The following is a 13729-nucleotide window of genomic DNA, read 5'->3' as shown; positions in this document are numbered from 1 at the left end:
CAATTTTTAAGTGAAAAGGCAGTCAAGGTTCATAAACTGTAAAGTGTTAGCTGACCTCTGTAGACAAAATCAGAAGTTGAGAGGCAAAAACAAAGCGTGAGTCAGCATCCACTCGCTCGGTTAAGAGGTTACGATCCCAACGCGATCGCTCGCTACTACAGCAAACGTCCGTGGCTAGCCATCTGGCGCACCTTGACAGTAATATGGTTTTTTGCTGGATTTCTGATCGGTTGGCAGTGGGATGAATGGCTAAATCTAGCCGAGCAGAACAAATTCAAACGAGCTGCCCAACTGCGGGAAATACTTACTCATCTCGGCCCCACATATATTAAAGTAGGTCAAGCCCTGTCCACCAGACCGGATTTGATACGCAAAGACTTCTTAGACGAATTGGTCAAATTACAAGACCAATTGCCGCCGTTTGACAGCGCGATCGCCTTCCGCATCATCGAAACGGAATTAGACAGATCTGTAGACGAAGCATATAGCCAAATTTCCCCCCAGCCAGTAGCTGCCGCCAGTCTGGGACAAGTTTATCGGGCGAGACTCCACACCGGAGAAGAAGTCGCCGTCAAAGTGCAGCGACCCAACTTACTGCCCACACTAACCCTAGACCTATATTTAATTAGATGGGCAGCGACTTGGATGGCTCCCTGGCTGCCTCTGAATTTGGGACATGACTTGACGCTGATTGTAGATGAATTCGGCATCAAGTTATTTGAGGAAATTGACTACCTCAACGAGGGACGCAACGCGGAAAAATTCGCCACTAATTTCCGCGACGACCCAGAAGTAAAAGTGCCGGCAATTTACTGGCGCTACAGTTCCCAGCGCGTCCTCACCCTGGAATGGATTCACGGTATTAAGCTAACGGATACGGAACAGATTCAGAAAGCGGGACTTGACACGGAAGCCCTGATCCGCATTGGCGTAACTACAGGGTTGCAGCAACTTCTGGAACACGGATTTTTCCATGCTGACCCGCACCCCGGCAATTTGTTTGGCTTACCGCCCCAGTGTCCGGTAGATGGGGAAAAGCAACCCAGCAAGTGGGTATCGGGCGGTAGAATGGCCTACATTGATTTTGGAATGATGGATCAGTTAGAGCAAACTACCAAAGAAACTTTGGTAGATGCAGTTGTTCATCTGATCAATAAAGATTACGAAGATTTAGCGGCAGATTTTGTCAAACTCGGCTTTTTGACACCAGAAATAGACATCAGCCCGATCGTACCCGCTCTAGAAGCAGTGCTGGGCGAAGCGATCGGCAAAAATGTGCGCGATTTCAACTTTAAGACGATTACCGATCGCTTCTCGGAGTTGATGTACGATTATCCGTTCCGCGTTCCCGCTAAATTTGCGCTGATCATTCGTTCTTTGGTAACGCAAGAAGGATTGGCGCTCAGTATGAATCCCAATTTTAAGATTGTGGAAGTTGCTTATCCTTATGTAGCGCGGCGTCTGCTGACAGGGGAAACACCACAACTGCGGCGGCGTCTGATCGATGTACTGTTCAAAAATGGTAAGTTCCAGTGGCAAAGATTGGAAAATCTGATTGCGATCGCTCGTTCTGACAACAGTTTCGATTTATTACCGACTGCACAAATGGGTTTGCAATACTTGCTTTCCGATGAAGGCAAGTTTCTACGTCGCCAACTGGTGCTAGCCTTGACAGAAGACGATCGCTTGCACACCGAAGAAGTCCAACGTCTATGGAACTTGATTAAAGACGATATCAAACCAGCACAACTATTTAATGCTGCTTTGGGAGCTTTAGCCGAATTATCGACTGAGGGAGCAGCAGCAATTTTACCATCTGTTGGCTCTCTGACAGCTTTCTCCGACAAGAAGTGAAAACAGGGACTAGAAAAAGTCACTCATTCAAAAGTCAAAAGTCAAAAAGAAGAGTAAAAGGGAGAAGGAGGAGTGGAAGAGCGGGAAAAAGGGGCAGCGCGAAAGTGGAAGAATTAATATTTTTCCTGTTTTCATCTTCCCTTCTCCCTCTCCCTCCTCCTTCTCCCTTTTGACTTTTGAATGAGTGACTTTTGAATGAGTGACTTCCACACTCCCCCTTCCTGGTATGATCGAGCATCAGGCTGTCATTCCAAAGGAGTTGTTAGTATCCATGTTTCCAGAGCCCCCTTATTTTTTTCTCCTGGCTGGGTTGCTGGTTGGGGTAACATCAGGCTTAGCGTTTGAGGCGACGCTCAAACAATTGGCGCAGGAATGGTTTAAAACTCGATCGACGCGAACCCTAGCTTACTTGCAAGGAGTACAGTTACAACTTCCTTTTTTGGGAATTTGTGTGGGAATTTGTATTTTTCTGGCGTCCGGTCTGGAAATTTTTGGCTTTCCTGCTGCCCTTTCCTATGTGATTGCTGTATCTTTGACAGTCCTGATCGCTTTACTGGTGTGGTCGCAACTGGGTAAACTTTTAGTACAGTTAGAGCGGGGAGGTTCGCGATCGATCGATTTAGATTCTATCTAAATTAAACTTAACCGCAGACAAACTGGGGATTGAGTATTGAAGAGCGAACCATCGGGAATCAATATTCCCAATTACCCTCAATACTGTATACTTTGATGGCAATTGTAGGTTGGGTTTCGCTATCGCTCAACCCAACCTACCAAAGTTACCCAAAAAATTTTTATCACCAAAGGATGGGAAAATTATAGATTTCCGTAATACCTCGCATTTAAATGGAACCGCACCGAAGCTGAAAGCCAAAAAGATGAGATTTCCTCATCTAGCAGCTTTAAGACCCCGCCAGTGGACAAAAAATTTGATTGTTTTTGCTGCACCTTTATTCGCTTTCAGCATAAATGTCGAATCAATGTTAGGAAGTGCGCTGGCATTTGTGCTGTTGTGCTGCACTTCCAGTTGTTTCTACTTGCTCAATGATATTGCGGATATAGAAGCCGATCGTCGTCACCCGATTAAAAGCCAACGACCGATCGCAGCGGGAGCGATCGGTATTCGCTTCGCTATTGGTATGGCGGTAACTTTATTAAGTTTAGCTCTAATTGTCGGTTGGCTGCGATCGCCTTGGTTGGGAATCACTATACTTGGCTACGCTTTGTTGCAAATAGCGTATAATCTACGGCTAAAGCAGATCGTGATTTTAGATATTATTGCGATCGCTACTGGCTTTGTCCTTAGAGCATCCGCAGGTGCAGCAGCAACCAATATATCCCTCTCCTCCTGGTTCTTGCTTTGTACTGCGATGCTGGCTCTATTTTTAGGTGTAGAAAAACGCAAAGCAGAACTGCGGCTAACGCAATTTAATGGCGGCAAAACTCGTGCTGTTCTCAAGCATTATTCATTGGGTTTATTAACTCGTATGGAGAGCGTTGTCACTACGGGAACTGTATTTAGCTACGCCATTTGGAGTTCTGGCCCGCAAGTCAAAGGTGCGACAACTCCCTGGATGATGCTAACATTACCTTTTGTTTTATACGGTATATTTCGCTATCAATTCCTCAGCGACCCCCAAGAAATTGCACGCAGAAACAAAATAGGAAACGAATTTGGAGTAGAAAGCGAGCGACCGGAAGAAATTTTATTAACCGATTGGCCAATTCTCCTAACAGTTTTGTATTGGATTAACACAATTCTTTTGATTTTATTCCTCAAAGGACAGGGAATTATTAAATAAATTTTTATTATCAAAAACAACGAGAAAGCTATATCGAACAAGCTTTAGTAAAAGCTAGTTTCGAGATCCCAAATATTACTCGCAACAGCCCTCACCAGCGCACGATCGTTGCTGGGGCGGGATAGGATTTTTTTATTGACTAATTTAGATTGTTGTAATGCAGATATTGACCTGTTAATAAATATAAAATTTTTCATATTTATGATAATTTTTTGAAACAAAATATACAATTATATTTAAACTTTTTTAGCTTAATCAAAGTATATCTTTTCTTTAATTTATCCATAACATTTTGCTAGTTAGTCCTTAACTTTTTAGAGACATAGTTATTGGTGCGTATCGCAAATAATGCTAATTTTTTTGCGGTCTCGAACTGTGGTGCAAAATTACTTCTTAAAAGAAAGGAAGGGTTTATAATGGCTGCTACCCCTTACGTCAATAATGTGACTGGGAACCCAGGCTACGAATTTATCCCTGTGCTAACCGTAGGAGACGAAGTTCCCATGATTGAGGGAACGGTGGGAAATTTTCGGGTCGCAGCAGGTAAAACCTTTGCCATGACTGGAATTCCAGATGGTATGGGAGTATTTGAAACCAAAGATTACAATTACCTGTTCTTAAACCACGAAATCGCCTCACTTGATAGTAAAGGTAATCCCCTTTTTTCCGAGATTTCCTCGACTGTATCTGGGAAAATTCAAGGAGCTAGAGTATCCTTGTTTGTATTCGATAAAAACTGGAACATAATCGGCGGTAAAAACCTGATCGAGAAAGCAGTAGATACTACTGGCCAATACGTCTTAAACACCTCAACTGGCACTTACGCAAACGCCACTACAGGTCAAAATTTGAGTTTCACCCGCTTTTGTTCCGCTTATTTAGCTCAGTACGGGTTTGTTGATGCGAACGGTCAAGAAGTCCCCATCTATTTTGCACCAGAAGAAACTACGAATAATACAACAACTGGTGAGTCTTCCAGTCGCGGATGGGCAATATCTCCAGACGGAGTAGCATTAGCGATCGACGGTTTGGGTCGCTACGCTAAAGAAAACGTAGTTGCTGCTTCCCAATATCGCGCTACCAATTCCGATAAAACGGTGTTGTTTAGCACAGAAGATTTCACCGACGGCGAACTTTATATGTTCGTCGGTCAGCAAACTCCACAAGATCCCAACGGCTTCAAAGATGGGCAATTATATGCCTTAAAAGTCGATGGATTAGACGCCGAGATCATGGCTGAAGGTGTCAAACTAGGAGCCACATGGACACCAATTCCCAAGGATGTAACTCTCGATCCAACTGGCACAGTTCTGCACAACTGGGTTAATACTAGCGGACGCACAACAAACTTTCGCCGTCTGGAAGATTTCGCCGAAGATCCCAACAATCCGGGCACTTTTTATTTCGTGACGACAGGTACTACCGATAAAGCTGCTGGTGGAAAAGCAAATACTCCTGCTGAAGCAGAAAATCCTTATGGCAAGCTATATCGTTTTAGCCTCAATCCTAACGATCCGGCTGGGAAAATTTCTAACTTTGAACTTGTGATGACTGGCAGTTTGGATACAGGTGTTAGTTATGACAATATTGTCGTCACCACCAACGGTAAAGTTATGATTTGTGAAGATGAAACTTCCTTTGGTGGTGATGCGATGTCTGCCAGGGCGCGGGATGCTGGCATTTGGTCTTACGATATCGCTACTGACAAAGTTACTTTAGTTGCTGAACTAAACGAAAGTGCCGCAGGTTCTCAGTTTAATAACACCAGTAAAGCTGGTGAATGGGAAACCTCTGGGATTATCGAAATTGGGTCTGGCAGAAACAATTATATGTTTGATGTTCAAGCCCACACGATCGCAGATCGATCGACTATGAAAGGCAACTACGTCGAGGGCGGTCAGCTAATCCGGGCTGTTTGGATGGGGCCAGATGTGCTTTTTGCCAAAGGCAATCAAGAGATTAACGGTAACAAAGGTAATGATTCCATTAGCGGTGCTGGTAGTTCTGGTAACAACATACTGCGTGGCGGTCAAGGTGATGACTACTTGACTGGTGGTACCAAAGATATCATTTATGGCGATAATGGCAACGATATTATAGTTGCTGGCGCTAGCAATATCGTTAATGGTAACAAAGGTAAAGATAATATCACCGGCGCAGCTAATTGCATAATGCGGGGCGGTCAGGATGATGACATCCTTTTCGGAGGTACTAATAGCACGTTGTACGGTGATTTGGGCAACGATGTTTTGTTTGCAGGGAATGGCAACAATATTCTTTTTGGTGGTGATGGCATAGATGAATTTCGCATCGCAAATACTACACTTCCCGTTGCTGTTAATATCATCGCTGATTTTAAAGCTGGTACCGATGCTATCAGTTTATCCAGCGTACCGGGCGCAACGAGTTTTGGATCTCTTACCCTTAGCCAAAATGGTGCTGATGTGCTGATTAGTATTGCTGGCAAAGATGTGGCTCTAATACAAGGGATTCAAGTGAGCGCTATCAGTAGCAGCAATTTCCTTTTCCGTTAACAACAGGATTAGGGTGGGCAATGCCCACCCTAATCCTGTTAATTTAAATCCCGAAGTAAATGAAGATGTGGTTTAATAAGCTGACCAGCACGAATAACCCAAACTGGCATCAATCTTTGCTTTGCTAGCAACTGCTTGCCTAAACGATCGCGAAATAACCAATCACCTTCTACTAATTCGAGTATGGAGATATTGGCAATCGCGCCAATTCGTAATGTGCCAATCTCATGTTCTGCTTTGAGGACGCGGGCGGGGTTAATGGTGACGGATGCGATCGCGCTCTCCAATTCTAACCCTAAAGCCATCAGTTTAGAGATAGCACCACACAAACTGTAATCAAGCACAGCATCATTATAAGGAGTATCGAAATCTCCGTGAACATCACTACTAATAATATCGGGAAATACTCCTTCGCTCATCATGCGAGCGGCTATTTCCAAACTAAAATTCAGTCCATGTCCCAAATCCAAAAGCACTCCCATTTGCATTGCTTCCAGAACGCAATCTGGCACTTTATTATGCCTTCCCATCACTCCATCTGGTTTGCAACTGTAGCAGTGAGCTAATAAGTCGCCCGCTTTCATATAAGAAAGCACTTTTTCTATTACGTGTTCTGGATTTGGTCGAAAATCTTCATCAACATGAAATAATTCTCCTGTATGAACATAGAGAGGTAAATTACTCTCATCTGCTACATCGCGAGCTAATTTAAGGACGCCCATTCCCCATCGAGATATAGATCCCGATTCGCCATGCAGTTTAAAACCGCGCACAATATGAGGATATTTTTCAGCTAGTTGGATAAGGTTTTCTCTGTTTACCAGTTCGGGGTTTTGGATATAAACTCCCGCATTTCCGAACTTTCGATCAGCCCCTTGGTTAACTAAAAGAAAGCTACGTACATCTGTCTGTGCCTTATCTACGATATTTGATTTAAAACCTGCAAAGTTAAAACAACCGCAACTACCTTGATCGACAATTGTAGTGACACCTGAATTGATACCAGCATCGTCGGCATTCAGACCAAAATTAGTTATACCCTCGTAAACGTGAGTATGTAAGTCTATAAAGCCCGGACAGGTAATCAGATTTTTAACATTTACTGTCCGCTCAGCTTTGTGGGCAGGTAGCCGCTCGGCAATAGCGGCAATTCTACCGTTACTGACAGCAATATCAAAACGACCGTTGAGCGCTTGGCTTGGATCGATTAGCCAAGCATCTTGTAATACTAAATCGTATGATTCTAAGTGAGTGTCCATAAAGATTACTTCAAAGAGGAAAACCTTGTACGAGCGTAGTTTGCAATACACCTTCAAAAGTCGGTTCTGTTTTATCCAGAAGTACGATCGCATTCCTTCCGTTAGGAGACAAACGCACTTCTCGCAATGAATAAGAAATTACCCAATCCCGGTAATTGTTAAGAGAACCTATTCTCTGTTGCCGATTCTTATAAGTTATTAATAAACTCATAGATGCTTTATCCATTTCGGCAGTACCACCTTGCGAAGTGGATTTAATCTGTTTTTGTTCGAGACGAATTTGTAAGCTTTCCCCGTTGTTTAACCGGGCAACAACAGTTTCGCTGCCATCCGGCGAATTAGAGCGAGAAATAATATTCAGTTTTGTACCGATATGAGGAGAAACCAACTGCAAGCTCTGCCGTAAATTCCCAGTCCTGGTAAGCAAGTCATCCTCAGCCATTTTAGTAGTTTTTCCTGATTGAGACTCACCGTACTGAGTTTCTATGCAGCCATTGGGAACGCAGGAGTTAGAAGGCAAATTGACGATTTGCATTTCGGCTTTAGGTATACCGGCTCCCGTATCTCTGGAACTTTCTAAATAAATATATGAAAGGCTATCTGTGGAAAAACCAGCCATCCGCTGAGTTGTGCGCCATACATCAGCCCAAACTTCAGCAGACATAATAGCAGTTAGGCTGGCTGCCAGCCCTAACGATACTAAGTAAAAATATTTCATAACTGCGGCTCCACTTTTAGGATAAAAATTTCTTACCCTGTTTCCAATATAATCTCGGTATACCCAGGATCGGCAAGAGATTATTTCAGGATTTGCAGCTATATTGACTGAGCGTAATGCTTGAGTGTTCCGCAAAACTATGACAGCAGAATTCTACCCGATCGCGCTCGCTTATTACCCTAGCCTCTCTCCAACGGTAGAAGACATATCAACTATATTTTGGCGATGGTAATAAATACGTCAAAGTGATGATAATTAAGGAAAAAAGTTTGTGATTGTTAACCAACACGAGAATGGTTGGGAAGTGATTTACCATCGCGCCCATGCTTTGCTGGCGGCGGAGTTGGGAGGACAGTGGCGCAAAAAAGATCGGCCTCTGCGCTGGATTGAAACGATCGCAGCGATTTCCCATCACGACGACTTGGAACGGGAATGGGAAGAAAATCACCTCACGGAAGCGGGTACGCCTTTGGACTTTACCCTCGTGCATAAAACTGACATTGAAAAGCTGAGGCAATTGACGACTAATGCTCGCTATCGGGGACGGTGGGTAGCCATGCTGATTTCCATGCACATGAGTTTTTTGAATGAAGGCAAACGGGGAGAATCAGAAGAATTAGATAATTTTCTGGACGAACAAAAAGAGCATCAAGCAAAATGGCAACATGAATTGAAGATTGCCAAAGAGGAAGCCGATCGCGCTTATGCTTTTATGCAGTTGTGCGATCGCCTCTCTCTGATCTTGTGTAAACGGGAATTACCCGCAGGCGAACGTGCCTTAGAAATCGCCAAAGGGCCAAATGGCCAACGCTATAATGTTATGCAGCGTAGGGATAGCAATGTCACCGTTACACCTTGGCCTTTTGAAGATGAAAAGTTCGTTGTCCGCGTGGAAGCGTGCTATCTCACGCAAGTGAAATTCGATCGTAACTCGGAACTGACAGAAGCGCTTCAGCAGGCTCCGATCGAATTATTGGAATGGCATTTCGCCAATTGACAATTTTCTGTAGGTTGGGTTTCGTGCCTCAACCCAACCTACAAATATTGTCATATTGTGTCCGGTTGCATTGGTAATGTGAGAGTGATGCGAAAAATTGTTTGTGGGAATCGAGGGTTAAATTTTTACCGCAGATGTAGACAGATAAACGCAGATAAACGCAGATAAGAGGGGATTTTTTCCAGCGATCGATGCGTAAGAAGATGATATCAGTGGCAGATAATGCCTCTTGAGTATATCTATCCACCGGGTTTGTGGCCCAGGCGCGATCGTTTTTTTCTTTATTTTTATTCTTATATATAAAATTAAGGGGCTGAAACCCTTGTCATTACTCAATCCAGACTTAAATAGTCGGGATTGATTGGGAAATTACAACTTTCCTGATACACTGCATAGCCGTGTCAAAATTACGCAACTAACCAATGAAAACACTACCCTCGCTTCAAATTGGTAAACACATTGCCCGCTATCCCATCATTCAGGGTGCAATGGCGGTGCGAGTTTCTGGGGCAAATCTAGCTGGAGCAGTGGCCAACGCAGGTGGCATCGGTATTGTGGCAACTATTGGCTTGGGCCTAAACTCACCCTACTTCATGCCAAATTTGCACCGCAAAAGAGTAAAATTTTCTCTCGCCAATTGCTTAGCGCTCATCGATGAATTGCAGAAAGCTCGCAGCATCAGTCCTCATGGGGTAATTGGGGTCAACGTCCTGGTGGCAGTGCGGAACTATGCAGACTTAGTACGTACAGCAATAGAGAACGGTGCTAATTTGATCGCTACTGCGGCAGGATTGCCCCTCGATCTGCCGGAATACACCGCCAACTACCCAGATACAGCACTGGTGCCGACCGTATCAACAGTTGCTGCGGCCAGGACACTTTGCCAAACATGGGAAAGTAAGTACGATCGCTTGCCCGATGCCTTTATAGTTCAGTGTTCTAAGACTATAGGCGGACACTTGGCAGGCAAATCTCAGGATGTGGAAAAACCCGCGTATAAAATTGAACAACTAATTCCCGAATTGGCGGATTACTTGCGTAGAGAATTGGGCGCTGCGATTCCGATTATTGCCGCCGGCGGCATTTGGGACAAAGCGGATATTGATGCTATGCTCGCACTCGGCGCTAACGGGGTGCAGATCGGAACTCGCTTCATTACGACCCACGAATGCGATGCCGATATTCGTTATAAAGAATTTCATCTCAACGCCAATCCCAACGATGTGGCGATCGTACCCAGTCCGTTGGGAGTACCGGGACGCGCTATTCGCAACAAGTTTGCCGAAGATGCGATCGCCCAATCTCCGAATATAGAACGGCGGTGCATTGCCAACTGCTTGCAAAGCTGTCTGTGTCGCGATCGCCAAGAAACTTACTGTATTATCCAAGCACTCGATCGCGCTGCTAGAGGCGATGTTGAAAACGGCCTCATCTTTTCTAGCGCCAACGCCGGACGCGCAAAGCGAATTATGTCAGTTACCGAAGTCATGGCAGAATTAACTCAGCCTGCAAGAGCGATCGCTCCCATTCCCGTTTTCAACTGATACAAATTACAAACATAAAAAAATATGAATGCTGAGGAATTTTTGCAAAAATATGCAGCCGCAGAACGGGAATTTGCCCACATAGACTTGTCTGCACTTTCTTTGCGCGGCGCAGATTTACTCAAAGTTAATTTTACTGGCGCAAACTTGAGTCAGTCTGACTTGCGCGAAGTAAGGTTAGGACGCTCTAATTTAAGTAAAGCTAACCTCAGCTTAGCTAATCTCAGTGAAAGCATTCTTTGGGGAGCGGACTTAAGCGAAGCAAACTTCCACCTAACTCAGTTGCGGGAAGCAGATTTGAGCGGAGCCAAGCTGATTAAAGCTGATTTGTCAGCCGCAATATTAGTTAAAGCTTGTCTGAATGGAGCTAATTTAAGCGAAGCTAATCTTGGCAATGCGATCTTATTTGAAGCAGACTTTCGCCCTACTTCCGACCAACGCACAGATTTGGGAAACGCCATTTTAAAAAGTGCCGACCTCAGCTATGCCAACCTCAGCGGTGTAATGTTGGGTCGTGCCAATCTGGATGGTGCCAAACTCTGTAGAGCAATCTTAAGAGTTTGGGGAACTACTCAGTTTTACCATACAGATTTGAGGGAAGCGAGTTTGCAAGGCGCAGACCTCAGTTATGCTGACTTGACGGGAGCGCTGTTACAAAAAGCTGATTTGCGCGGCGCAGATTTGACGAAAACAATTTTGACTGATGCTAACTTGCAAGGTGCAATTATGCCTGACGGCACAATTCATAACTAATTAGCTATGAAATTTACATACATCAAAAAGCTCTTTTTAGCAAGCTGTTTACCAAGTAAACTCAAAGTAAAGAAATGTAAAAAATATATAACCAGGCAGCTATTAAAGGTTATATAGTTTTGATGCTTTTCTCAAATATTACTTTTGTGTTCGCGAGTTTGACAGCAAAGGATAAAGGTCATGGCTTATTTATGGTATAAGGCGTTTCATCTAATCGGAATTGTGGTTTGGTTTGCCGGATTATTCTACGTGGTGCGTTTGTTTGTTTATCACGTAGAAGCTAACGAACAACCGGAACCAGCGCGGACAATTCTGACGCAGCAGTATCAGGTGATGGAGAAACGTCTTTACAACCTGATTACAACGCCTGGAATGGCAGTAACGGTGGTAATGGCGATCGCGATCGTCACAACTGAGCCCGATGTGTTAAAAAGCGGTTGGCTGCATTTCAAGTTAGCTTTGGTAGCGATTTTGATTGCTTACCATTTTTATTGCGGTAGACTTATTAAACAATTAGCAGAAAACCGCTGCAATTGGAGCAGTCAGCAGTTACGCAGTCTCAACGAAGTTCCGACTGTACTTTTAGTAGGGATTGTTTTGCTGGCTGTGTTCAAGCAAAGCCTGCCGATCGACACTACCATATTAGGCATCATTGGTATGATAATTGCGATGGCAGTTATCATTCAATTCTATGCCAAAAAACGTCAGGAAAATAGCACTACATCTCTGGCACAGAAACAACAATAATATCATATCGTGTTCGGTTGTGAAACAAGATAATTTGTAGGGTGGGCAATGCCCACCCTACGTTTATAGTTCAGACAGAGGTAGTGTTAGCTGTAAATCGCAGGAAGCGCGATCGCAACAGTTTGAGTTTCAGCATTTGCTAAATCTAGCGGGAAGTTGTGCGCGTTACGTTCGTGCATCACTTCAATCCCTATGTTGGCACGGTTAACAATATCTGCCCAGGTATTAATCGGGCGACCTTGAGAGTCAATTACAGATTGGTTAAAGTTAAACCCGTTGAGGTTAAACGCCATTGAAGCAATGCCTAAAGCGGCGAACCAGATACCTACCACAGGCCATGCAGCTAGTAAGAAATGCAGCGATCGCGCATTATTAAAGCTAGCGTATTGGAAGAGCAAGCGTCCGAAGTAACCGTGAGCTGCCACAATATTGTAAGTTTCTTCTTCTTGACCGAACTTATAGCCATAGTTGGCAGATTCGTTTTCATTCGTTTCTCGGATTAAGCTAGAAGTAACTAGCGAACCGTGCATTGTGGCAAACAGCGCACCTCCGAACACACCAATTACACCTAACTGATGAAAAGGGTGCATGAGGATGTTGTGTTCTGCTTGGAAAACGATCATGAAGTTGAAAGTGCCGGAAATTCCCAGCATCAGTCCATCAGAAAAGCTGCCTTGACCGATGGGATAAACCAACAGAACGGCAGTTGCAGCAGCCACAGGAGCAGAAAAAGCAATTGCAATCCAAGGACGCATTCCCAATCGATAGCTTAGCTCCCATTCGCGACCCATGTACGCATATATGCCAATCAAAAAGTGCAGTACGATTAATTGGTAGGGGCCGCCATTGTAAAGCCATTCATCTACAGAAGCTGCTTCCCAAATTGGGTACAGATGCAAGCCGATCGCAGCTGAAGTTGGAACTATGGTAGCTGTAATGATATTGTTGCCATAAAGCAAAGAGCCAGAAACCGGTTCCCGAATCCCGTCCAAATCCACAGGGGGAGCCGCAACGAACGCCAGAATAAAAACGATCGCTCCCGTTAGGACGGTAGGAATCATTAACACGCCAAACCAGCCAATATACAGCCGATTCTCCGTGCTGGTAATCCAGTCGCAAAACCGCGACCACAGGCTATCGCCTGTACGTCTTGCTACAGTGCTTGTCATCGATCGAAAAACTCCTTAATTAGATAAATGCGATTATGTTTGGCGCGATCGCAGCAACGCTGTCGATCGCTTACTATACTTATATAGCTAATTAGTTATATGGCTGTCAAGATAAAAATGTAAAAATTTTAGTTTGACAAATGTTGCTAGTTAGTAGTATATTAAGAAGTTTGCTTTTAAATTTATTGGCTCAAACATTGCACCTATTCTTCCGACAAATAGAAGCGAAAGAGACTGCCTGTGCGAAAAATGGGGATTACTAGAGCGCGAGTCCAGTAGAATAAATTGACAAAAATAACGAAATATGTATTGTGTAGGGGCTCCCGCGAGTACGGCGCGGATGCGCTTAGCA

11 protein-coding genes are annotated in these 13729 nt (G+C 44.2%); 8 read left to right on the top strand and 3 right to left on the bottom strand.

Annotated features, from left to right (window positions below):
* Positions 1–96 precede the first annotated feature (96 nt).
* The 4 genes from ACE1CD_RS23805 (at position 97) to ACE1CD_RS23790 (ending at position 6190) form a co-directional block, all read left to right on the top strand.
* Positions 97–1854 carry an ABC1 kinase family protein gene (locus ACE1CD_RS23805; RefSeq protein WP_374826450.1) on the top strand — a complete coding sequence of 586 codons (1758 nt, stop codon included), beginning with the start codon at positions 97–99 and terminating at the stop codon, positions 1852–1854.
* Positions 1855–2125: 271 nt separating this feature from the next.
* Entirely contained in the window at positions 2126–2488 is a 363-nt protein-coding gene (locus ACE1CD_RS23800; protein WP_374795070.1) for a hypothetical protein, read from the top strand.
* 244 nt (positions 2489–2732) lie between these two features.
* Entirely contained in the window at positions 2733–3656 is a 924-nt protein-coding gene (locus ACE1CD_RS23795; protein WP_374826449.1) for a decaprenyl-phosphate phosphoribosyltransferase, read from the top strand.
* A 416-nt stretch (positions 3657–4072) separates the two neighbouring features.
* Positions 4073–6190 carry an alkaline phosphatase PhoX gene (locus ACE1CD_RS23790; RefSeq protein WP_374826448.1) on the top strand — a complete coding sequence of 706 codons (2118 nt, stop codon included), beginning with the start codon at positions 4073–4075 and terminating at the stop codon, positions 6188–6190.
* Between the two features lie 38 nt (positions 6191–6228).
* On the opposite strand, the gene ACE1CD_RS23785 is transcribed toward ACE1CD_RS23790, so the two are convergent.
* Positions 6229–7449: an amidohydrolase family protein gene (locus tag ACE1CD_RS23785; protein WP_374826447.1), complete on the bottom strand. Its 1221-nt coding sequence runs from the start codon at positions 7447–7449 to the stop codon at positions 6229–6231.
* A 10-nt stretch (positions 7450–7459) separates the two neighbouring features.
* Entirely contained in the window at positions 7460–8167 is a 708-nt protein-coding gene (locus ACE1CD_RS23780; protein ID WP_374826446.1) for a DUF2259 domain-containing protein, read from the bottom strand.
* Between the two features lie 271 nt (positions 8168–8438).
* On the opposite strand from ACE1CD_RS23780, the gene ACE1CD_RS23775 reads away from it, so the two are divergent.
* The 4 genes from ACE1CD_RS23775 to hemJ all read left to right on the top strand — a co-directional run bounded on the left by ACE1CD_RS23775 (position 8439) and on the right by hemJ (position 12208).
* A complete protein-coding gene (locus tag ACE1CD_RS23775) occupies positions 8439–9164 on the top strand; it encodes a DUF3891 family protein (protein ID WP_374826445.1) in 726 nt (241 codons plus the stop codon).
* A 422-nt stretch (positions 9165–9586) separates the two neighbouring features.
* Positions 9587–10708, top strand: a complete 1122-nt coding sequence (locus ACE1CD_RS23770; RefSeq protein ID WP_374826444.1) for an NAD(P)H-dependent flavin oxidoreductase — start codon at positions 9587–9589, stop codon at positions 10706–10708.
* A 24-nt stretch (positions 10709–10732) separates the two neighbouring features.
* Complete coding sequence (gene hetL, locus ACE1CD_RS23765; protein WP_374795077.1) at positions 10733–11461, top strand: heterocyst differentiation pentapeptide repeat protein HetL; 729 nt, start codon at positions 10733–10735, stop codon at positions 11459–11461.
* A gap of 180 nt (positions 11462–11641) precedes the next feature.
* On the top strand, positions 11642–12208 hold the full coding sequence (gene hemJ / locus ACE1CD_RS23760) for a protoporphyrinogen oxidase HemJ (RefSeq protein WP_374795078.1): 567 nt from the start codon (positions 11642–11644) through the stop codon (positions 12206–12208).
* Between the two features lie 86 nt (positions 12209–12294).
* Here the strand turns inward: hemJ and psbA are convergent, their stop codons facing one another.
* Positions 12295–13377 (bottom strand): photosystem II q(b) protein, encoded by a 1083-nt coding sequence (psbA, locus tag ACE1CD_RS23755; protein WP_374826443.1) that lies wholly within the window; start codon positions 13375–13377, stop codon positions 12295–12297.
* Between the last annotated feature and the right edge of the window lie 352 nt (positions 13378–13729).

Source organism: Aerosakkonema sp. BLCC-F183 (assembly GCF_041929145.1).
Lineage (GTDB): Bacteria > Cyanobacteriota > Cyanobacteriia > Cyanobacteriales > Aerosakkonemataceae > Aerosakkonema.
This window is presented reverse-complemented; position numbering and strand designations above follow the sequence as displayed.